Annotated in this window: 22 protein-coding genes; 14 read left to right on the plus strand and 8 right to left on the minus strand. The window is 39.2% G+C overall.

Features of this window, described 5'->3' with window-relative positions; genetic code table 11:
- Window positions 1-9 precede the first annotated feature (9 nt).
- The 4 genes from ABZ559_RS02210 to ABZ559_RS02225 all read right to left on the minus strand — a co-directional run bounded on the left by ABZ559_RS02210 (window position 10) and on the right by ABZ559_RS02225 (window position 4,118).
- Window positions 10-453, minus strand: coding sequence for an Rrf2 family transcriptional regulator (locus ABZ559_RS02210; RefSeq protein ID WP_018375284.1), 444 nt, complete (start codon window positions 451-453; stop codon window positions 10-12).
- A 675-nt stretch (window positions 454-1,128) separates the two neighbouring features.
- The gene (locus ABZ559_RS02215; protein WP_367007143.1) at window positions 1,129-2,016 is read right to left on the minus strand and encodes an ROK family protein; all 888 of its coding nucleotides are present in this window, start codon (window positions 2,014-2,016) and stop codon (window positions 1,129-1,131) included.
- Window positions 2,017-2,025: 9 nt separating this feature from the next.
- Window positions 2,026-2,886, minus strand: coding sequence for an AraC family transcriptional regulator (locus ABZ559_RS02220; protein WP_367007144.1), 861 nt, complete (start codon window positions 2,884-2,886; stop codon window positions 2,026-2,028).
- 53 nt (window positions 2,887-2,939) lie between these two features.
- Entirely contained in the window at window positions 2,940-4,118 is a 1,179-nt protein-coding gene (locus ABZ559_RS02225; protein ID WP_367007145.1) for an MFS transporter, read from the minus strand.
- A gap of 264 nt (window positions 4,119-4,382) precedes the next feature.
- Here ABZ559_RS02225 and ABZ559_RS02230 point away from each other — a divergent pair, with 264 nt between their 5' ends.
- Entirely contained in the window at window positions 4,383-5,273 is an 891-nt protein-coding gene (locus ABZ559_RS02230; RefSeq protein ID WP_367007146.1) for an alpha/beta hydrolase, read from the plus strand.
- A gap of 23 nt (window positions 5,274-5,296) precedes the next feature.
- Here the strand turns inward: ABZ559_RS02230 and brnQ are convergent, their stop codons facing one another.
- Window positions 5,297-6,667 carry a branched-chain amino acid transport system II carrier protein gene (gene brnQ / locus ABZ559_RS02235; RefSeq protein WP_367007147.1) on the minus strand — a complete coding sequence of 457 codons (1,371 nt, stop codon included), beginning with the start codon at window positions 6,665-6,667 and terminating at the stop codon, window positions 5,297-5,299.
- 291 nt (window positions 6,668-6,958) lie between these two features.
- Here brnQ and ABZ559_RS02240 point away from each other — a divergent pair, with 291 nt between their 5' ends.
- The 12 genes from ABZ559_RS02240 to ABZ559_RS02295 all read left to right on the plus strand — a co-directional run bounded on the left by ABZ559_RS02240 (window position 6,959) and on the right by ABZ559_RS02295 (window position 17,919).
- Window positions 6,959-8,326: an MFS transporter gene (locus ABZ559_RS02240; protein WP_317334278.1), complete on the plus strand. Its 1,368-nt coding sequence runs from the start codon at window positions 6,959-6,961 to the stop codon at window positions 8,324-8,326.
- Between the two features lie 112 nt (window positions 8,327-8,438).
- Complete coding sequence (locus ABZ559_RS02245) at window positions 8,439-8,702, plus strand: DUF6061 family protein (protein ID WP_018375292.1); 264 nt, start codon at window positions 8,439-8,441, stop codon at window positions 8,700-8,702.
- Window positions 8,642-8,929 carry a RhuM family protein gene (gene rhuM / locus ABZ559_RS02250; RefSeq protein WP_367007148.1) on the plus strand — a complete coding sequence of 96 codons (288 nt, stop codon included), beginning with the start codon at window positions 8,642-8,644 and terminating at the stop codon, window positions 8,927-8,929. Before ABZ559_RS02245 ends, rhuM begins: the two co-directional genes overlap by 61 nt.
- Window positions 8,930-9,091: 162 nt before the next feature.
- The gene (locus tag ABZ559_RS02255) at window positions 9,092-9,565 is read left to right on the plus strand and encodes a MarR family transcriptional regulator (protein WP_018375294.1); all 474 of its coding nucleotides are present in this window, start codon (window positions 9,092-9,094) and stop codon (window positions 9,563-9,565) included.
- A gap of 34 nt (window positions 9,566-9,599) precedes the next feature.
- Window positions 9,600-10,136 (plus strand): flavodoxin domain-containing protein, encoded by a 537-nt coding sequence (locus ABZ559_RS02260; RefSeq protein ID WP_367007149.1) that lies wholly within the window; start codon window positions 9,600-9,602, stop codon window positions 10,134-10,136.
- A gap of 257 nt (window positions 10,137-10,393) precedes the next feature.
- Window positions 10,394-11,956 carry a recombinase family protein gene (locus ABZ559_RS02265; RefSeq protein ID WP_245538833.1) on the plus strand — a complete coding sequence of 521 codons (1,563 nt, stop codon included), beginning with the start codon at window positions 10,394-10,396 and terminating at the stop codon, window positions 11,954-11,956.
- Window positions 11,953-12,216, plus strand: a complete 264-nt coding sequence (locus tag ABZ559_RS02270; RefSeq protein ID WP_367007150.1) for a DUF4368 domain-containing protein — start codon at window positions 11,953-11,955, stop codon at window positions 12,214-12,216. The genes ABZ559_RS02265 and ABZ559_RS02270 overlap by 4 nt, the downstream gene beginning before the upstream one ends.
- A gap of 100 nt (window positions 12,217-12,316) precedes the next feature.
- Window positions 12,317-13,531: a serine/threonine transporter SstT gene (gene sstT, locus ABZ559_RS02275; protein WP_026217104.1), complete on the plus strand. Its 1,215-nt coding sequence runs from the start codon at window positions 12,317-12,319 to the stop codon at window positions 13,529-13,531.
- A gap of 156 nt (window positions 13,532-13,687) precedes the next feature.
- Window positions 13,688-14,530 carry an S-adenosyl-l-methionine hydroxide adenosyltransferase family protein gene (locus tag ABZ559_RS02280; protein ID WP_273404959.1) on the plus strand — a complete coding sequence of 281 codons (843 nt, stop codon included), beginning with the start codon at window positions 13,688-13,690 and terminating at the stop codon, window positions 14,528-14,530.
- 182 nt (window positions 14,531-14,712) lie between these two features.
- Window positions 14,713-15,261 (plus strand): ECF-type riboflavin transporter substrate-binding protein, encoded by a 549-nt coding sequence (locus tag ABZ559_RS02285; protein ID WP_273404957.1) that lies wholly within the window; start codon window positions 14,713-14,715, stop codon window positions 15,259-15,261.
- Window positions 15,262-15,419: 158 nt separating this feature from the next.
- The gene (locus ABZ559_RS02290; RefSeq protein WP_367007151.1) at window positions 15,420-17,096 is read left to right on the plus strand and encodes an ABC transporter ATP-binding protein; all 1,677 of its coding nucleotides are present in this window, start codon (window positions 15,420-15,422) and stop codon (window positions 17,094-17,096) included.
- Window positions 17,089-17,919: an energy-coupling factor transporter transmembrane component T gene (locus ABZ559_RS02295; protein WP_367007152.1), complete on the plus strand. Its 831-nt coding sequence runs from the start codon at window positions 17,089-17,091 to the stop codon at window positions 17,917-17,919. The genes ABZ559_RS02290 and ABZ559_RS02295 overlap by 8 nt, the downstream gene beginning before the upstream one ends.
- Before the next feature lie 32 nt (window positions 17,920-17,951).
- Here ABZ559_RS02295 and ABZ559_RS02300 read toward each other — a convergent pair whose 3' ends face one another.
- From ABZ559_RS02300 to ABZ559_RS02310, 3 genes are read right to left on the minus strand one after another with little or no spacing between them, the layout of a single operon-like run.
- Window positions 17,952-18,242, minus strand: a complete 291-nt coding sequence (locus ABZ559_RS02300) for a GIY-YIG nuclease family protein (RefSeq protein ID WP_051071837.1) — start codon at window positions 18,240-18,242, stop codon at window positions 17,952-17,954.
- Window position 18,243: 1 nt separating this feature from the next.
- Window positions 18,244-19,005, minus strand: coding sequence for a tRNA1(Val) (adenine(37)-N6)-methyltransferase (locus tag ABZ559_RS02305; protein ID WP_367007153.1), 762 nt, complete (start codon window positions 19,003-19,005; stop codon window positions 18,244-18,246).
- Between the two features lie 34 nt (window positions 19,006-19,039).
- Window positions 19,040-19,564, minus strand: coding sequence for an HXXEE domain-containing protein (locus ABZ559_RS02310; RefSeq protein ID WP_367007154.1), 525 nt, complete (start codon window positions 19,562-19,564; stop codon window positions 19,040-19,042).
- A gap of 123 nt (window positions 19,565-19,687) precedes the next feature.
- Here ABZ559_RS02310 and ABZ559_RS02315 point away from each other — a divergent pair, with 123 nt between their 5' ends.
- Window positions 19,688-20,428 carry a 1-acyl-sn-glycerol-3-phosphate acyltransferase gene (locus tag ABZ559_RS02315; RefSeq protein ID WP_277291104.1) on the plus strand — a complete coding sequence of 247 codons (741 nt, stop codon included), beginning with the start codon at window positions 19,688-19,690 and terminating at the stop codon, window positions 20,426-20,428.
- Window positions 20,429-20,435: the final 7 nt, after the last annotated feature.

Here is a 20,435-nt window from a genome sequence, read left to right on the forward strand (position 1 = left end):
CTCTTAGGGCTAATCATCCGCTTCTTGTGCTATTTTATCCTCCATATCCTTAATGAGAGAAGATAAAGTAACTGTTTTTAAGGATTCCACTAACTGATTGTGAATATATTCCAGTTGAGGATCAAGAATGGAATGAACGACGCGTCCGACTTCACAGTCAGGATTGGTATCCTCATGCGGTTTGAAAATGATTTTTGATGATTCTTCGACAGCTTGAAAAATATCCCAAAAAGTCAAATTTTCTGGGTCTTTCAGCAGATGAGCACCACCAATGCCAGCATCAACTTTTACAAGACCTGCTCTTTGTAATTTTCCTAGTAAATTTCGTACTATGACTGGATTTGTTTGAATGCTATTAGCTAGAAAGGTAGAAGTTACTTTTTCCTTATTTTCAAAATGATAAATGGCTAGTAGAATGTGTACAGAAGTAGCTAAACGTGTTGAATAGGGCATTATTCTTCCTCGGTCAATAATATAGTATTAGGTTTGTTTTCTATTACTTCGACGACCGAGAAAATGTGCTTTTCTAATACTCAATGAAAATCAAAATTATCCGTTGTCAAGAGCCTTGATGAACTCAAGTTCTATCGTCGGCTTCGTTTCCTAGGCTACTTTTGATCTTCATTGAGTATAAGAACTTGTATTCACAAGTGAAGTGCTTTTATATAAGAGGTAGTTTTTTAAGGGAATACTAACTGTATTTTGAAAAAACGTTCAAAAGAGGTTGGGCAAGACATCCATGATGGCTTCGCCCTCACCCACAGAATAATGAAAACGAAACAAAGCTCTCACTAGGTGTATAATCTTAGTGAGGGCTTTGTTTGTGGTTGACGAGTTAATGATGTTATTCATCGAGGAAAAAACTGATCCACTCAACTAACGAGCACTCCAAAATATGCGATAGGCATGAGTATAAAAATACGACTAAAATTCGGTAGATAAGCTCTCTAATTTTTAGAAGGAGGGAATTTTTGCATTCTTTTTAGTTTTCGCATAAAAGTCTTAAAAATAAGAAAATAGCTTAGAATTGCGTCATCAGCAATGTTGACTCTAAGCTATTTTTGATTGTCCAAATTTTAATCGAAAGGGTAAAATTTTAGTTTTTGCCCAGCTTCTTTTGCGATGTTGTTAGTTCAATAGTTGATACAGGGCACCAAGCAAGTTTGCATCATTCCCAAAACTGGTTTTGACAATTTTGGGACGTGTTAAAACAGTACTGGTCACAGGATCCTTTGCTAAAATAAGGTCGTATTGACGATTAATTTCCCTTATTAAACTAGGCTGAACACTAATTCCTCCACCAATAGCAAAAATTTCCAAATCCAAAGTTGCATGTAGGTTTAAAATAATGGTCGCGATTGTTTGGCAATAATTTTCAAAGATAGCCAGAGCTTCGGGCTCTTTATCTTGAATAGCTTTAAAAGCTGATAGACCATCTTTATCATTTGAATTTCCAAGTGTTTGATTGATCTTTTTAACCATATTCACCGCTGATCCTAAAGAACCACTCATCTTATCAAACCCTTGGTTGGTAGGGTTTAAAAGCATAAAACTCAGCTCTCCTGCTTGAAAATGCAGACCGCTACGCAATTTCCCATCTAAAATCAGACCGCCACCAACACCAGTCCCCAAGACAATCGTAGCACCGTCTGACACCCCCTTTAGACTTCCTTGCCATACCTCGGCTAAGGCCGCTGCTTTACCATCATTAACTACAGCGGTGGTCAGATTGTACCGTTGTTTAATGCGTTCTTTAACATGGACATCATCTAAGTAAGTTAGTGCGCCACCCAAATAAATAATACCTTTATCAACATCTACACGACCGGGTGAGCTAAAAGCTACTCCTTGGATCTGATTACGATAATTCAAAATGATCTCATCAATGGATGACCAAAAGTCGTCTAAGTTAGAAGGGGACATTACATGATTTTTCTCCAAAATTTTTCCTGAAGCACTCATCAAGGCATACTTGATGTGAGTACCACCAATATCAAAACTTAAATAATTTGCCATTTTATTTTCTCATTGCTCCTCTCTTAATTGGCGAGCAGTCTTTCCAAAATTTGTTTCCAAAGCACGATTCATTGAACGTAGGCCACTAAATCCATGTTCCAAAGCAATATCCGTAAAGCGGTCTTTTGTTTCAATCAAGCTATCACGTGCTTTTTGAGCCCGAATAGTTCCCAGATATTGTCCCAAGGTCACTCCTAGATGTGATTTAAAGAATCGTGCCATATAGGAGCGCGATAGGTGACAGTAATCTGCCAATTCTTCAAGGCCTATATCTTCTTGATAGTTTTGTTGTAAAAAGTTATCTATCTCTTTAATACGCTCAGCAATTTGTAATCGATTATTTTTGTGAAGGTTATCCTTATTATCCACTAAAAATGAAGTGACTAAAATGTCTAAAACTTGTAGAATTCCTAAATTTAATTTCAGATTTTTCTGTGGGTTATCCGTCTGAAAATCTAGAATAATACCTTCTAAGATATCTTGGAGATGTTTGTAAGCCTGCTTTTGTTCTTCTGAAAAAGTTTCTGGATGATTGATGTCAAATTGACAATGGTTAATAGTATTGCATTGACCAACCAGAAAAGGATAGGGGTAGATAATTGTCAATGCTAACTCAGGTTCTTTTTTATAATTCAAAACACGAATACTGTGGACATCCTGTGTATTGACTACTAAAATCTGACCTGAGGTTGTTTGAAAATTTTCACCAGCGATATAGAAATGGTCAATTGATCCCCTAGATGTATAACTTAGCTCAACTGCTCTATGCCAGTGTGGCTCAATGTAAGTTGTTTCCTGCCCATTATGGACGTACAAGAAGGATAGCAAACCCTGATTAGGATTAACCACCTCATGTTGACATACTTCCAAGAAAGACCTCCTATTAGGAAAGAGATTCGTTTTCTAACGAGTCTTATGTAAGATTATTTATGAAGTTTATGCACTTTAATATAATGCACGATTGCATATGCTGTTATGATTGCAAAACCAATAGCTGAAACGAGTAAGGTATTTTTAGCCTCAGAACCAAGGAAACTTGAGAGGCTTCCCATGACTGTTGGAGAGATAAAGCAACCAATATTTACCATGACAAGAACGATTGTTGTTGCTAAATTAACAGAGTTTTGTGGTGCTACCCATCCAAGCCAGTTGTACATATATGGTACCGCAAATCCAAAGCCAACGCCAGTAATAACCATGGATAAAAGTAGGATGGCTAAATTTTGTGAATAGGCCGTTAACAAGAAACCTAAGGTAACTAAAAGAAAACCAAGTGGAAAAATCATATCATGTAATTTCTTAAAGAAGAAACCGAAGCTAGCTCCAATAGGGATACCCACTAATGTTGAAAATCCTGCTACCATAGCAGCCGTCGAAGTAGTACCAATGCTATTTTCCACAATCATGGTTGGTAACTTATAACTCATTGGTAAGTATAGCATGAAAATAAAGAACATCAAAACAGCAATAAGTACGACTTTGCCATTGATTGATTGTTTTTGCTTAACTCCATTTTGACTACCAGACTGAGTAGTTTCTTTTTTTAGTGGGACAAACAAAGTAAATAGAATAAGAGCAGGGATAACAAGAAAATAAATCGCAAAGGCAGCATGCCAGCTAATTGTAACCAAATAACTTACTAAAAAAGAAGACACTGCAGCACCGATACTACTCATAACATTTTGAAAACCAAGCATGGAGGCACGTTCTTCTTCATTATCGATGTAAAAATGAGGAATCAAGCTAACCGCCAACGAATTGAAAAGTCCAATCCCAGCACCTAGTAGAAAACGTGATATTAGAATGGGTGTAAAACTGGTAGCATATATTGGGAAAGTCCCTGCTAATAGGGTAATGACTAAACCTGTCAAAATAGTTGACTTTTGTCCAAGAATACGAATTAAAAATGGACTAATAAACAAGCCAACCATAATTCCAAAATTGGGAATCGTTGATAAGGTTTCAACGCCACTTTGACTTACGCCAGGGAAGGCATGATACATTAGTGGGAGAGCAGCCGAAATTTGTGGCGCAATCATCAAAAAGAGAGAGATAGAGAGTAGAGAAATTTTGAAAGATAATTTATCTTTAACTGGTTTCATGACGAAATCCTCCTGAGTATATGTAATAGCTTAATAGACAGCAAAGTAACCGCTATCAATCTTTTCTTAGCTCTAATTATAACGGCTTGACAGATTTTACAAAATAACAGGAGTTCCCAGAAAAAGGCGCTGAGTGACCTCTTTATATTTCATAAATAGGTCACTAGACGCCCTTTTTTAGATAAGATGATACTAGATTTTTAGTTACTTTTGACCTAAAATCGTAGTATCTACAAAATATATTTAGAAATGAGGTCTCACAAAATGGTAATTAAGAAAGATATTTTAGAGGCGGCTAAAACACTGAATGCCCTTTTTAAAGAAGGGGATGATAAACGTGATGCAGGACTACCGCATGATATTCCCGAAGTAGAACGATTTGATGATATTGCTTATAGTTCTAAAGAAAAGTGGAATCTCTTAGATATTTATCTACCTAAAAAACGTACAGGAAAGGTCCCAACTATTATCAATATACATGGTGGTGGATGGGTTTATGGGACTAAAGAAACTTACCAGTTTTTTGGGCTTAGTTTAGCAAAAGAGGGCTTTGCATTTGTCAATTTCAACTATCAATTGGCTCCTGAGGTTGAATTTCCTGGTGAACTAGACGATGTTAATCGTGCCATGCACTGGGTAGGCAAGCACAGTGATGACTATGATTTAGACTTAAATAATGTTTTCATCATTGGAGATAGTGCTGGTGGGCAGATGGCAGTACAATATTTGACTATTTTAACTAATGATGACTTCCGTCAAAAATTTGGCTATGAAAACCCCAACTTCTCAGTCCGAGCAGCTGCTATCAACTGTGGCGCCTCTTTCCTCAACATTCCTGGAACGATAGAAGGGGCTCCACAAGCTTACTTTACCGATGCTGTTTTAGAAAACAAAATAGATATGCTGCTGACCGAAAATTACATCACTTCAGCTATGCCACCGCTATTTCTTACCACTGCTAATCAAGACTTTATCCGTGACTGCACTGTTCGACTAGATGGTTTCCTACGTGCTAAGCACATTGAGCATGAATTTAGAAGTTTTGGGACACCTGAAGATCCAAAAGGACATATTTTTAATTACAATGTTAAAGATCCTATTGCAACTGCCTGTAATTTAGAAATATTAGATTTTTTCAAACGCTATTTTGTATAATATCGGTTGAGGCTAGCCAGAAACTAGCCTTTTTTAACTTTATGAATGATAAAGCTCAAGAGAAAACCTAGAAGTGCGAAGCTAATCCATCCAAGGTTAAATTGTCCCAGAGGTACGATTTCGGTAAAAAAGGAAACAACTGCAGTTGGTAACCTAAAGAGACCAGTCATCTTAGAAAGCGTAGATAGAGCATCATAGCATGCTGCAATAGCTGTCAAACCAATGGTGATTTGGAAAACTTTGGGATTTCCATTGAAATATTTTTGCCCAAGTACCAGAGCAATAATAACAACGGTTAATGGGTAAAGAAGGTAGAGGACGGGAAGTGACCACTTGATTAATTCGGATAAACCACCAAAGTAAAAAGTCGTGGCAATCAGTGTGAAGATTCCTGCCCAAGTCACGTGAGAAAGTCTTGGAAACAATTTATGGAAATATTCTGCACAGGCGGTGATTAAGCCAGTGGCTGTTGTCAGACAGGCTAGAAAAATGGCTAACGCTAGTACTGCACGACCGATATTTCCCAAATAGAAAAAGGCAGCTTGGCTTAGTACATGACCACCGTCAATAGCGGAATTTTGGAAAGTAAAGTTACCCTTTGAAAAGTCAAATAAGCTCTGGGATGTTGCACCAATTCGTCCTACAAAAATATAGATTAGCGCTAGGAGGGTGATGGCAACGAGTCCTGATTTTAGGGTAATGGTAGCAATTTGGGCTTTGCTAGTGGCACCAAATTCTTTGGCGGCATTGATAACGAGAATAGCAAAAGCCAGCGATGCCAGGGCATCCATTGTTCCATAGCCTTGAATGAGACCTGCCACAAAGGGATAATCTTTAAAAGCATTACTAATATCAGAGGCGGCATTGTGGGGCTGCCCAATATGTCCAGCAGGATGGATAAAAGATGCTATCACTAGAATGGTAATCACCAGAAGAAGAGCAGGTGTCAAGAAGCGTCCGATGGCATCAGCGATTTTATTGGGCTTGATAGCAAGTAGATAAGACAGGCCAAAGAAAATGATGGCATAGATAACTTTTACAGCTGGACTATTGCCAAATATTGGTTCGGTCCCGATGGAGTAGGAAGTGGCTCCTGTTCTTGGAATGGCAAAGAATGGGCCGATAGAAAGGTAGAGGGCGACAGAAAAGAGCAGTGCATACCACTTTGAGATGGGGCGATTAACTATTTCAACATCTGTGGCTCCTGAATAGGCAACAGCCACTACACCTAATAAGGGAAGTGTGACACCAGTTAAGCAAAAACCAAGAATTGCCCAAAAGAGATGACTTCCAGAGTAAATACCTAAAAATGCGGGATAGATGAGATTTCCCGCTCCAAAAAATAGCGCAAAGAGCATAAAACCAATGATGACATAAACATTTTTTTGTGTCATAATATAATCCTTTCTTAGGTGAGATGAGAGATAATTGTATAATATTGAATATAATTGAATACAATAGTATGACAATTACATTATAACTGAGGGCTAAAGAAAGGTCAATAAAAGATGCTTATGAACAAATTACTGATTGGAGAAATTGAAAATGGCTTCTTCTTGTACGTGTACAGCATGTTTTTTGCTTGAACTCAACTTGAACTTTCCTGCTAATCGTGTTATTCTAGTAGTGTTATAGTTTATAATTAGAAGGTGGTAGCCAACTCCGAGCTACCTTTTTTACATTTTATGGAGGATTTAATGTCAACAAAAGAAACTGTTTCAAAGAACACAACTTTATCCATTGTCGCAACTGCTCTATTAGGCTTCGCTGGTATTTTATCTGAAACTAGTATGAATGTAACCTTTCCTACTCTTCAGAAGGTTTTTGGACTTCCCTTATCTAGTTTACAGTGGATTACGACTGTTTATCTTTTAGCGGTTGCCATTTCCATGACCGTTAGTGCCACGTTACAACAAAATGTTAAGGAAAAGAGTATCTTAAATATCGCTCTATTTCTCTTTACTACAGGTACTATCCTAGCCTTTATCACTAATCTCTTTCCTATTATGATTGCTGGGCGTGTCTTGCAGGGGTTAGGGACAGGGATTGGAATGACGTTGATGTTCAACCTAATCTTAGAGCGTGTTCCACTAAGTAAGATTGGGACTTACATGGGAATTGGGGGTCTTATCATGAGTTTAGCCCCTGCATTTGGTCCTACTTATGGAGGTTTTATGATTGCTCATCTTCCTTGGCAATGGATTTTTATTTTCATTTTGCCTGTTCCAGTCATCTGTTTTATACTTAATCAGAGATATATGGAAAATAGTCCAAAAACAGTGAAACGTCCCTTTGATATTTTTGCCTTTAGCTTTCTAGCAGTTGCACTGACCACCTCTCTTCTTGCCATTACAAGCTTAGAAAATGGCAAGGTTAATTGGCCATATCTGGTCATTTTCATTGTTAGTTTGCTTGGTTTTATTGTTCGTAGTTTAAAAACCAAAACACCTTTTCTAGATATTCGAATCTTAAAAGTACCAACTGTTTGGTTGGGGTTGATTCCCTTTTTCATCTATCAATTTTCAAATCTGGGTTCTAATTTTATCATTCCAAACTTTTTGATTGAAGCTAAGGGAGCAAGTTCTACTTTAGCGGGATTTGCACTCTTGCCAGGGACACTATTAGGGGCTCTGCTTGCTCCCCTTTTTGGGAAATTTTATGATTTAAAGGGACCTAAACCTTCTCTTTACATTGGTAATACCCTTTTTGCCTCGGCTTTAGCTATCATGGCTAGTCTGACACAGTCATTGACAGTTTTTAGTTTAGCTCTCAGTTATATCATTTTTACCTTTGGACGAAACATGGCTTTTAACAATACTTTGGCTGTTTCGGTCTCTAAACTGCCTCAAGATAAAAAGGCTGACGCAACTGCTATTTTTCAAATGATGCAACAGTTTGCAGGTGCGCTTGGAACTGCTATTGCTTCGGTATTGGCTAATACTAGCTCTGATTTAACTCAAGGCGTTCAACGTGTCTTTTCGTTGCAACTCTTCCTAGTGCTCACTATTTATATTTTCTTCTTCAATCTATTTAAGCAATTAAATAAATCATAAAAAAACAGTAAGCTAAGTTGTGTTTCCCTTTCTAAAGGATAATTCTAGGACACATAATAATTTACCAACACAACCAGCTTATCTGTAATAAAACGGAAAGGATAAAAAAGCTATGAAATTTATATATGCTACATATAACCAACGCTGCAATAGCATTGATATAACCACTTTTGATAATATGCTTTTACGAATCGACTGCAATAAGGCAGAGGATGGATTGAAGACCACACCTAATTCACAGTGTGCATTAAATGCTCTTGCCATTGACAACCCTATGGAGTATGCCAGGCTGGCTTTGACGGGTGAGATGCAAGATTGGATGAAAAGCAAATCCGCCAACTGGAACGTGCTGTTACAGGATATTTTGATTACATAGAGGATTTGATTGAACGTGAAAATGTCTTTACAATGGAGGAATTTTCAAAAAGTGTGAACGAGTTCCTTGCGTTCCGCAGATATGATATATTGAAAGATAATGGACATATTTCCCATAAGCAGGCAGTAGAGAAAGCATATCAGAAATATGATATTTTTAACAAGACGCAGCCGATAGAATCTGATTTTGATAAGATAGTAAAAGGATTGGAAAAAGCTGATAAATAAACAAAGTTAAATAAAACTGTCAAAATTCAGCAATACAGAAAAAGCGAATTTAGGAAATAGCAATTGTGAAAAAGACGGAACAATATCCGCCTTTTTCTATTGACAGATAATAGGTAATATATTACCATATATAAAGTAATATATTACCTATTGGAGGATGATATGAATATTAAAGATGTGATTCGTAGTGACAAAGTAGATTTTACAGGGATTGATTCATCTTATTTTTTACTGGGATTATTAAGTGCTTTTGATAACAGATTTCAGGCTGTTGCAGATAGCACGATGAAAGAAGTAAGTTGGAAACAGTTTTTTGCAATTATATGTATTAATCTGTGTAAAGGAAAACCAACGGTTAAAGAACTTGCTGAGATTATGGGTAGCTCACATCAGAATGTAAAACAGATTTTATTAAAATTGGAAAAGAAAGGTTTTGTTACTATTATCGTAGATAAAAATGACAAGCGAAAACAGCGCATTGAACTTACTGACTATTGTAGAGATTTCTGTGAAAAAAACGATGAAATGACTATGAGTATTTTGAAAAAAATGTTTGCAGGTGTTTCAGAGGAGCAGCTACAAGTAACAATACAGACGATTATACAAATTGAAGATAATTTGAAGGATTTAGCTTAATTTAAGACAAATGAAAGAAATGGAGAATATTGAGATGAGAAAAGACATTATTGTAATTTATAATTCACAGACTGGATTTACAAAGAAATACGCACAATGGATTAGTGAAGCCCTAGAATGTGAATGTGTTGAGCTTAATGAAGCTGACAAACTGAACTTTGAGCAGTATGATGCGATAATATTTGGCGGCTGGGCATGTGCAGGTGGAATTAGTAAAATCAAGTGGTTCAAGAACAATCTTAAAAAGTGGAACGACAAAAAATTGGCAGTATACTGCGTAGGCGGAAGTCCTATAGAAAATCCTGAAATAGAAGTGGCGATGAAGAATTGGTTTACTGAAGAAGAACATCAAAAGGTAAAGATATTTTATTGTCCGGGTGGATTTAATTATGAGAGAATGTCGGGTACTTCTAAATTAATGATGAAAATGTTTATAAGTGTATTAAAGGCAAAAAAAGATAAGACTGAAGCAGAGAAGATTCAAGCAGAAATGATTTCTAAGTCATACGATATCAGTGACAAGAAATATATTGAACCAATTGTGGACTGGGCAAAGCACATTTGTGATTGATGTGATAAAATTGAAAATTCCAGTAATATGAACTACTCGAAATTTTTGAGTAGTTCATATTTGTAATACCAAACTTTTTTCTAATTCTCCCGAATTATGGGAAAAATTAAAATTTTATAACATTTATAAAAATAGTTCCGATTTCCTTTCGGATTTCTCCTATAAGTGAGACAATAATTATTTTTACACAAACCAGCTTATTCGTGGTAGAATAAAACCACAGATAAGCTGGTTGTTTGTTTTGAAAGGAGAATCTTATGAAAACCAAACAACCGGAACTAAGCAAAATCACTGCACTCTACGAGAGATTATCCCGTGATGATGAGCAAAGCGGTGACAGCAACAGTATCATAAACCAGAAGAAAATGCTGGAGAAATATGCAACTGAACAGGGATTTACCAATCTGCGTCATTATACAGATGATGGCTGGTCGGGAACCAATTTTGACAGACCGGACTGGAAGCGTATGCTTGCGGATATTGAAGATGGCACTGTAGGATGCGTTATTGTAAAGGATATGAGCCGTATCGGGCGTAATTACCTTGAAGTAGGCTTTTATACGGAAGTGCTGTTTCGAAAGAAAAATGTGCGATTTATCGCTATTTCCAACGATGTGGACAGTGCCCTGAACGATGGCAGTAACGAATTTGCCCCATTCCTTAATATTATGAACGAGTGGTATGTAAGAGATACCAGCCGGAAGATCAAATCCGTACTTCATAATAAGGGGATGGACGGAAAGCATCTGACAAGTAATGCAATCTACGGGTACAAGAAAGATCCTGATGACCCAGATCGTTGGATTATTGATGAAGAAGCTGCCGCTGTTGTAAGACGAATTTATCAGCTTATCATAGAAGGAAACGGACCGATGCAGGTAGCAAGGATACTGAAGGATGAAAAGGTTGAAAGACCTTCCTATTATCTTGCAAAGCAGGGACTTGGAACCTGTCGGGGAAGCTGTGACATGAACAGACCATACACTTGGACTGCCACTACGATTTCAGACCTTGTAAGAAAACCTGAATATATGGGGCATACCGTGAATTTCCGCACCAAGAAACTATCCTATAAGGATAAGAATTCTGTGCACAATTCACCGGAGGACTGGATTATTTTTGAAAACACGCAGGAAGCAATTGTGGACGAAGAAATATGGCTTATTGTTCAGAAAATCCGTGAAACCAAGCACCGTCCCACCAAGAAAGGGGACATCAATCCTCTGACCGGACTGGTATACTGTGCTGACTGCGGTGCTAAGATGTTCAACCACCGCACCGGCGGTTATGAAAAGAAGGATAAGGATGGTAATCCAACCGGAAAGTACACCAATGCACAGGACAATTACACCTGCTCCACTTACAGTAAGGCAAAGAGCAAGTTTGAAAACAGATGCACACAGCATCATGTCCGTACGGATGTTATCAGGGATTTGCTTTTGGAAGTCATCAAAGCTACCAGCACTTATGTGATGGAGCATGAATCCGAGTTTATCGAAAAGGTTCGCAGTGCTACGGAGCTTCAACAGGAAAGCGAAGCCAAAGCACTGAAAAAACGTCTTTCCAGAGAGCAGAAACGTATCAAAGAACTAAATACCCTCATCAAAAAAATCTATGAGGACAATGTAAATGGGAAGCTAAGTGACAAGCGGTTTGAAATGCTTTTGGCTGACTACGAAACAGAACAAAGTGAATTGGAATTATCAGTAGATGCTTTAGAAAAGGCTTTGAATGACTATCAGGAGAATGCTGATAATGTAGATAAGTTTATTGAACTGTACACCGATACACAGATTTCACAGAGCTTACTACTCCTATGATTAATGAATTTGTTGATAAAATTGTAGTACACGAAGCGGACAAATCTACCGGTGACAGAATCCAGCAGATTGATATTTATCTCAAGTATGTGGGTAAACTGGATGTCCCAATGCCGGAGCTTACACCCGAACAGATGAAAGAGAACGAACGCAAACGCCGTAAACGTGCTTGGGGGCGTACCTATTGGAGGCGCAGAAAAGAGCGTGAACAGGCGGAACAAGAGGCAAAAGAAAAAGAGCTATCTGAGGCAGTCGGCTAGACTGTCCCCGAAATAACCCTTAGATAATGAAACATGAGTTTGACGGATAGTCATAATTGTATTATCATGATTGAGTATCAAAATGAATGATGAGGAAATTATGACACGTTTTTTTAAAATATGGAATCGGACGCCATTGATTAAGCGGATTGCTATCGGTGTTGTTATTGGATTATTTCTAGGGTTGCTCCTACCCAAGCTTAGTCTTATTGGTCTATTGGGCCAGATGTTTGTTGGCGGTCTTAAAGCGATTGCACCACTTTTGGTATTTGTCTTAGTTGCGAATGCATTATCTCAGCATGAAGAAGGACAAAAATCGAATATGTCAACGGTTATTGGTCTTTATCTTGTAGGTACCTTTTCAGCAGCTTTTGTGGCAGTTTTAGTCAATTATATTTTTCCATTGACCTTGACTCTAACCAAGTCCGCTGAAACGGATTTAGCTGCACCGCAAGGCATTGCTGAAGTTTTTCAGACTTTATTATTGAAATTGGTTGATAATCCTATCAATGCTATCGCAACAGCCAACTATATTGGTGTTTTGACTTGGGCAGTAGTTTTTGGTTTGGCTATGCGGAATGTTAGTCCAGCAACCAAAGAATTGTTACAGACACTCTCTGAAGTAACGTCAAAGGTAGTCACGTGGATTATCAATTTGGCGCCAATTGGGATACTAGGGCTAGTTTTTACTACTATTTCCGAAAATGGCGTAGGAATTTTAGCGGACTATGGTCTTTTGATTGCTGTTTTGGTAGGGACAATGTTGACGGTTGCCCTTGTGGTTAATCCATTAATTGCCTTTATTATGATGCGTGAAAATCCCTACCCTCTTGTTTTTCGTTGTCTGCGGGAGTCTGGACTTACGGCTTTCTTTACACGAAGTTCAGCAGCTAATATTCCTGTGAATATGAAACTTTGTGAAGATTTAGGACTTAACAAGGACACTTACTCAGTTTCTATCCCTTTGGGAGCTACTATCAATATGGCTGGTGCAGCTATTACTATCAATGTTTTGACTTTGGCTGCGGTTAATACTTTAGGGATTTCTATTGATTTTTTAACAGCTCTTTTGCTGAGTGTTGTAGCTGCAGTGTCCGCTTGTGGTGCATCTGGCGTAGCAGGAGGTTCTCTCTTGCTGATTCCTGTGGCATGTAGCCTCTTTGGTATTTCTAACGATCTTGCAATGCAGGTAGTGGGCGTAGGTTTTATTGTTGGAGTAATCCAAGATTCCTGTGAAACAGCTCTCAATTCTTCAACGGATGTTCTCTTTACTGCGGTAGCTGAGAAATCTGTTTGGGGTAAGAAAAAACGTTAATAAGTAAGCGAGGTTGGGCAGTAGCGCAGCCTTTTTTGCAAAAAATAGATAATACTAATAGTTTAAAACTATGGTTGGTTCAAGAAATAAGAATCTTCCAAAACGGTGTTGTTTATGATAAAATAAGACATTGTTAAAAGGAGGTTAGCTATAAGTATGAGTAATAAATTATTAGTGCTGCAGTCAGATTTTGGTTTGGTTGATGGAGCAGTTGCAGCCATGATTGGTGTGGCTTTGCAGGAAGATCCAACGCTTAAAATACATAATCTAACACATGAAATCACTCCTTATAACATTTTTGAGGCTTCATATCGTCTCTTTCAGACGGTAGAATATTGGCCAGCGGGGACTACATTTGTCTCTGTCGTGGATCCAGGTGTGGGCTCTAAGCGTAAAAGTGTGGTTGCTTTAACAGAATTGGATCAATATATTGTGACGCCTGATAATGGGACACTTTCTTATATCAAGAAACATGTAGGGATTAAGGCTATTAGGGAGATTTCAGAGGTAAAAAACCGCCGCAAAAATACGGAGTATTCATATACTTTTCATGGACGTGATGTTTATGCCTTTACGGGTGCTAAATTAGCAAGTGGGCATATTAGTTTTGAGGAAGTTGGTCCAGAATTGCCGATCGATGCTATTTTGGAACTTCCAGTAGTGGAGACGAGCTTTACAGATGAGTCAGTTTGTGGTGCAATTGATATCTTAGATGTGCGTTTTGGTTCCCTCTGGACCTCCATTACACGTGAAGAATTTTATAGCCTAGATCCAGACTACGGTGACCGTTTTGAGGTGACTATTTACAACAATGATATGCTGGTGTATCAAAATCAGGTGACCTACGGCAAGTCTTTTGCGGATGTGCGTATTGGTCAGCCTATTATCTATATCAATTCGCTTTACCGTGTTGGTCTTGCCATCAATCAAGGGTCATTTGCTAAGGCTTACAATGTCGGTGTTGGATCAAACTGGCGCATTGAGATTAAGACGATTTAAGAAACTGTATTCACAGTTCAACACTTCCATCTAAGGCTAGTTTTTGAACTACTCATCGTTAGTTTTTTTCAAGATACAGTCAGTATTCTCTCAAAAAACTGCCTTGATTAGTGAAAAATTATCTCTTATACAAAAACACTTCACTTGTGAATACAAGTTCTAATAATCATAAAGGAGTTATCATGAAAAACAATTCAATCAAAAAAGTTGTCGCAACAGGAATTGGAGCAGCGTTATTTGTAATCATTGGTATGCTGATTAATATTCCTACTTTCGTGCCGAATACCAGCATTCAGCTTCAGTATGCGGTTCTCGCCCTTTTTGCTATTATCTACGGACCAACTGTAGGTTTCTTTTCTGGTTTTATAGGGCATACTCTGAAAGATGCTTTCCAATATGGCAATCCTTGGTGGACATGGATTTTGGTGAGTGGCTTGCTTGGTCTTGCCATTGGTCTTTTGTCTAAGAAAATCAATATTGAAAAGGGTCATTTGACAGTCGGTGACTACCTTTGGTTTAACTTTGTGCAAATTGTTGCCAATGTTGTCGGGTGGGCTGTTGTTGCGCCTTACGGTGATATCTTGATTTACCACGAAGCCTCAAGCAAGGTTTTTGCTCAAGGGCTTTTGTCGGCAGCTGTTAATAGTGTGACTATTGCCATCGGTGGTAGCCTCTTGTTGGCCGCTTACGCTAAGTCTCGTGTGAAGTCAGGTAGTTTAACTAAGGACTAGTTTAATAGTTATAACATTTATGACAAGCTGATATCGGCTTGTCTGCTTTGCTTTAATGCAGAAAGTTAAACATTTTGGTCCGCTTATGGTGAGCGTTGGGGAAGGTTTTACTTTCTACGCACACTTGCTAGGACAACTTAATATTATGGAGAGAGATTATGGCGCCATTTATTCAGTTTAAACAATTTACCTTCAAATATGACGCACAAGCGGCGCCAACTTTGAAGGATATCAATCTGATCATCGAAAAGGGGCAGAAGGTGCTGATTGTTGGACCATCGGGTTCAGGAAAATCTACTCTTGGTCACTGTCTGAATGGAATTATTCCCAATACCTACCACGGAGAGAAATCGGGGACCTTCACCATTGATGGAAAGGATGCTTTTAACTTATCTATTTATGAGAAATCACACTTGGTTTCTACCGTTCTGCAAGATCCAGACGGTCAATTCATCGGCTTAACGGTAGCAGAGGATCTGGCCTTTGCTCTTGAAAATGACGGTATTACTCAAAGTGAGATGGTACAGAAAGTTCACGACTGGGCACAGCGATTAGATTTGTTGAATTTTCTTAATCATCGTCCGCAAGATTTATCTGGAGGGCAAAAGCAGCGCGTTAGTTTGACAGGAGTGTTGATTGACGAGAGTCCCATCTTACTTTTTGATGAACCATTGGCGAATCTTGACCCAAAATCGGGTCAAGACACTATTGATTTGATTGACCGTATCCACCACGAGCAAGAGACGACAACTATCATCATTGAGCATCGTCTGGAGGATGTTCTCTACCGTCAGGTGGATAAGGTCGTGTTGGTCAACGATGGTCGCATTCTCTTTGATGGGACACCTGATGAGTTGTTAAAAACTCAGCTTCTAGCAGATAATGGGATTCGAGAGCCACTCTATGTTACGACTTTACGTGATTTGGGTTTTCCTGTAGAAATGGCAGAGCATCTGTCTGAACTTGATCAGTTAGACTTAGATGGTCTGACTTTTGACAAAACGAGTAGATCAGCTCAGCCATTACCCAAAGAAAAACTCTTGGAGGTCAAAAATCTCAATTTTGCCTATAATGCTGAGCGCCAAATTTTGAAGGGCATCAATCTGACCATCGGCAAAGGGGAACGTTTGGCTATTGTTGGTCGTAATGGTGCTGGAAAATCCACACTAGCTAAGGCTTTGTGCCACTTTATTGAGTCAACTGGTGAGATGCTCTATCAAGGGAAGTCAATTACAGCAGATTCGGTTAAGGAACGGGCGGAGAGGATTGGCTATGTTCTGCAAAATCCTAATCAGATGATTAGTCAGAGTATGATTTTTGATGAGGTGGCTTTGGGCTTGCGTTTGCGAGGGTTTGCTGAAGCTGAGGTAGAAGAACGAGTGCTTAATACGTTGAAAACATGTGGGCTTTACGAGTTTCGGAAGTGGCCTATCTCGGCTCTATCCTTTGGTCAGAAGAAGCGTGTGACCATTGCTTCTATCTTGGTACTTAACCCTGAACTTATTTTGCTGGATGAACCAACAGCAGGTCAAGATAAGAGGAATTATACCGAAATCATGCGTTTTTTGGACAATTTGCATGCAGTGGGCCATACTATTGTCATGATTACGCATGACATGCAACTCATGCTAGAGTATTCAGATCGTAGTGTGGTGGTCAGTGATGGCCAGATTTTGGCAGATTGTTCTCCTGTTGAGCTCTTCGCACAGCCTGAAATTTTGAAGCAAGCGCACTTGAAGCGAACCAGTCTCTTTGATTTAGCTGAAAAAATTAAGGCGGATCCTCTTGCCCTGACTCAATTCTATATCCAAAAAGAAGGAGGAGCCCATGGCTAATCAACTTATCGGTTATCAGGAAAATTCTGGCTTCATTTATCATTTGTCGGGTGCCAGTAAGTTGCTTTTCTTCGTTTTAGTGTCAATTGCCTGCATGACGACTTATGATACACGATTAATTTTGCTTGTGGCCTTGTTTGCGACTTTTTTGCTGAAAATGGCTGGAATTCGTTGGAGTCAGATTTCTTTTGTAATCAAGTTCATTACCGTTTTTGCACTTTTGAATGTTCTCATGGTTTATCTCTTTGCACCAAGCTATGGTGAGAACATTTATGGCGCAAAGACAGTACTTTTGCAGGGCTGGGGACCTTTTTACCTAACCAGTCAAGAAATTTTTTATCTTTTCAATCTGACTCTCAAATATTTTTGTACAGTGCCATTGGCGGTGCTCTTTCTGATGACAACTCACCCGAGCCAGTTTGCCTCCAGTCTTAATCAAATCGGAGTACCTTACAAGGTGGCTTATGCAGTCAGTTTGACGCTTCGCTATATCCCAGATGTGCAAGAGGAATTTTATATGATTCGCATGTCACAAGAAGCGCGTGGATTGGAATTATCCAAGAAGGCTAAGCTACTTGAGCGCATCAAGGGGAATCTTCAAATTGTCATTCCCTTAATTTTTAGCTCGCTTGGTCGTATTGACACCATCTCAACAGCTATGGAGTTGCGCCGTTTCGGGAAAAATAAAAAGCGGACTTGGTACACCCAAAAAAACTTTACTAAACAGGACGTTGCGACAGTCTCTCTTGCCCTTATCATCCTTTTAACGAGTTTAACTCTTTTCTATGTTAACCAAGGTAGATTCTACAACCCTTGGCGGTAATACGTAGCCTATTACAAAAAGCACACCACAGATTATTTTGCGGTGTGTTTTTTTATATATTCTAGTTTTTGTTTTCTATTTTTTTGCTTGAAGTAACTTTCGGCGCTCATAGCTTCTTCTTTGCTGGCGAAGCATTCCGAGTATAGGAGCTTGACGGGGAGTCTAGCTCTGGTATACTTGGCACCTTTGCCTGCGTTGTGGGTTTTGAGGCGGCGGTCAAGATCGGTTGTATAGCCAGTGTAGAGGCTGCCATCTGCGCACTTGAGCACATACATATAAGCTTTCTTAAGACTTGTCTCTGATTTCTTGCTTGTTGCTGTCATATTAGTTTGCTTTGCCGTTTTTGCCAAAATAAATCTCAAAAACTTCATCGGTATAGTCACCATTATCCTTGTGGACATAAAGAGGTGGTAGGATTTTGAGTCCATCAGTTGACCCATCCTTGATAGCCTCGATAAGGAGCATGTTGGCTTCGCGGCCTGCCTTAGGATAGACGAACTGGATACGCTTAGGCGCGAGGTTGTAACTGCGCATGGTGTCGATAATATCGAGGAAGCGGTCAGGACGGTGAACCATGGCTAAGCGGCCATTGGATTTGAGCGCATGGCGGGCGACTTGACAGATTTCTTCCAAATTGGTTGTGATTTCATGCCGCGCTAGTAAATAATGCTCGGACAGATTTTTCTTGGAAGTCTCTGTAGCCTTGAAATAGGGCGGATTGCATAACATGAGATCAACTTGCGAGCGGGGGACGTGGTCCAGCAGATTTTTCAAATCATCATTGACCATCCGCACTTGGTCTTGCAGGTTGTTGAGTCGGATAGACCGCTCTGCCATGTCCGCCAAACGCTCTTGCAATTCAACTAGGGTGATGGGAGCCGAAGTCGCAGTGCTAGCAAAGAGGCCAACAGCACCGTTGCCCGAGCAGAGGTCAACGATCAAACCTTTTTTAGGGATTTTTGGAAAGCGTGACAACAGGACACTGTCAATAGAGTAGCTGAAGACGTCCTTGTTTTGAATAATTTTGACGTCAGTAGAGAAGAGTTGGTCAATACGCTCTCCCTCTTTTAAAATCGGATTTGTCATAGTCTTCATTATAGCAGAAAAAGTGACAATTGAGTTAGAGGAATGACTTTTTGGCCAGCCATTTTGAGAATTGCTTGCCAAGCGTGAGTGCTAAAATTAGATTAACACCGACAATGAGACAGCCAATGATAGAAAAAACAAGCAGCTCCGCCCAACGAACCTGCAACAGCAGACTAACTTTTCCAATAATCCAGCAACTGATAGGAAGGCAGATAAGAGACGTCGCTAGCGAGGGAATGTACTGTCTGAGAAAGAGTGCCTGAAAGATGTGAACCAGTAGGTGGAGGGCATAGGCGATGAAGCCACCTAACCAGATGAGGTAGAGGATTCTATGATGGCCGATAAGAGCGACCAGTGAAAATATTAAGACGGTTATCAGTTCCTCAAAAACGGCTAAAGCAAAGCCTTCCGTTGAAAGGCCATCGTGAAGTTTGAGAAAAAGCGGAGCCTTCTCTTGGAGCAGCTGTTTGTGTTTGTTCATCCAAGGCATGAAGCCGACAATTTCTTCCATATCATGAAAGATAAAGAGTAAAGGGAAAAGCCAGATGTAAGTTACCATATACCATACCTCCTCTATTCATTATAGGCTATTCATTATAGCACGTTTAAAAATGAGTTTCTTCTTTCGTAAATAACCTAATCGTGATACAATGAAAAGAAAGATTAAAAAAGGAGTAAGCTAGTGTTTTATACTTACCTGCGTGGCTTGGTTGTTTTTCTGCTTTGGGTTTTCAATGGTAATGCTCACTACCACAATGAAGACAAGATTTTAAGCAAGGACGAAAACTATATTTTGGTGGCACCCCACCGTACCTTCTGGGATCCCGTTTACATGGCCTTTGCGGCACGCCCTAAGCAATTCATCTTCATGGCGAAGAAAGAATTGTTCAAAAATCGCATCTTTGGCTGGTGGATAAAAATGTGTGGAGCCTTTCCAATTGATCGTGATAACCCTGGTCAACAGGCCATCAAATACCCTGTCAATATGCTAAAAAAGAGCAATCGTTCCTTGGTTATGTTTCCTAGTGGTAGTCGCCACTCGACTGATGTAAAAGGAGGTGTAGCTGTTATTGCCAAGATGGCTAAAGTAAAAATTATGCCTGCAGCCTATAAAGGACCTATGAAATTCAGTGGTCTAATTTCAGGTGAGCGTATTGACATGAATTTTGGGAATCCTATTGATGTGTCGGATATTAGACGAATGAATGATGAAGGAATTGCGGAAGTTGCTCGTCGTATTCAGGCTGAATTTGACAGACTAGATGCTGAAAATGACAGCTACTATGTTGATAAACGTACGAATCCTCTGACATACATTTACCGTTTGCCTTTGGCTATTGTGGCAATTATCGTCGTGCTTTTTACATTGCTCTTTAGCTATCTAGCAAGCTTTGTTTGGGATCCAGATAAACACCGTAATTAAAAAAACT

Source organism: Streptococcus sp. ZY19097 (assembly GCF_040731245.1).
GTDB lineage: Bacteria > Bacillota > Bacilli > Lactobacillales > Streptococcaceae > Streptococcus > Streptococcus orisratti.

Excerpts from the sequence above, each read along its gene's own strand:
- ABZ559_RS02210 (WP_018375284.1), bottom strand. The coding sequence starts at position 453 with ATGCCCTATTCAACACGTTTAGCTACTTCTGTACACATTCTACTAGCC.
- ABZ559_RS02215 (WP_367007143.1), bottom strand. The coding sequence starts at position 2,016 with ATGGCAAATTATTTAAGTTTTGATATTGGTGGTACTCACATCAAGTAT.
- ABZ559_RS02225 (WP_367007145.1), bottom strand. The coding sequence starts at position 4,118 with ATGAAACCAGTTAAAGATAAATTATCTTTCAAAATTTCTCTACTCTCT.
- ABZ559_RS02230 (WP_367007146.1), top strand. The coding sequence starts at position 4,383 with ATGGTAATTAAGAAAGATATTTTAGAGGCGGCTAAAACACTGAATGCC.
- brnQ (WP_367007147.1), bottom strand. The coding sequence starts at position 6,667 with ATGACACAAAAAAATGTTTATGTCATCATTGGTTTTATGCTCTTTGCG.
- ABZ559_RS02240 (WP_317334278.1), top strand. The coding sequence starts at position 6,959 with ATGGAGGATTTAATGTCAACAAAAGAAACTGTTTCAAAGAACACAACT.
- ABZ559_RS02245 (WP_018375292.1), top strand. The coding sequence starts at position 8,439 with ATGAAATTTATATATGCTACATATAACCAACGCTGCAATAGCATTGAT.
- ABZ559_RS02255 (WP_018375294.1), top strand. The coding sequence starts at position 9,092 with ATGAATATTAAAGATGTGATTCGTAGTGACAAAGTAGATTTTACAGGG.
- ABZ559_RS02260 (WP_367007149.1), top strand. The coding sequence starts at position 9,600 with ATGAGAAAAGACATTATTGTAATTTATAATTCACAGACTGGATTTACA.
- ABZ559_RS02265 (WP_245538833.1), top strand. The coding sequence starts at position 10,394 with ATGAAAACCAAACAACCGGAACTAAGCAAAATCACTGCACTCTACGAG.
- ABZ559_RS02270 (WP_367007150.1), top strand. The coding sequence starts at position 11,953 with ATGATTAATGAATTTGTTGATAAAATTGTAGTACACGAAGCGGACAAA.
- sstT (WP_026217104.1), top strand. The coding sequence starts at position 12,317 with ATGACACGTTTTTTTAAAATATGGAATCGGACGCCATTGATTAAGCGG.
- ABZ559_RS02280 (WP_273404959.1), top strand. The coding sequence starts at position 13,688 with ATGAGTAATAAATTATTAGTGCTGCAGTCAGATTTTGGTTTGGTTGAT.
- ABZ559_RS02285 (WP_273404957.1), top strand. The coding sequence starts at position 14,713 with ATGAAAAACAATTCAATCAAAAAAGTTGTCGCAACAGGAATTGGAGCA.
- ABZ559_RS02290 (WP_367007151.1), top strand. The coding sequence starts at position 15,420 with ATGGCGCCATTTATTCAGTTTAAACAATTTACCTTCAAATATGACGCA.
- ABZ559_RS02295 (WP_367007152.1), top strand. The coding sequence starts at position 17,089 with ATGGCTAATCAACTTATCGGTTATCAGGAAAATTCTGGCTTCATTTAT.
- ABZ559_RS02300 (WP_051071837.1), bottom strand. The coding sequence starts at position 18,242 with ATGACAGCAACAAGCAAGAAATCAGAGACAAGTCTTAAGAAAGCTTAT.
- ABZ559_RS02305 (WP_367007153.1), bottom strand. The coding sequence starts at position 19,005 with ATGACAAATCCGATTTTAAAAGAGGGAGAGCGTATTGACCAACTCTTC.
- ABZ559_RS02310 (WP_367007154.1), bottom strand. The coding sequence starts at position 19,564 with ATGGTAACTTACATCTGGCTTTTCCCTTTACTCTTTATCTTTCATGAT.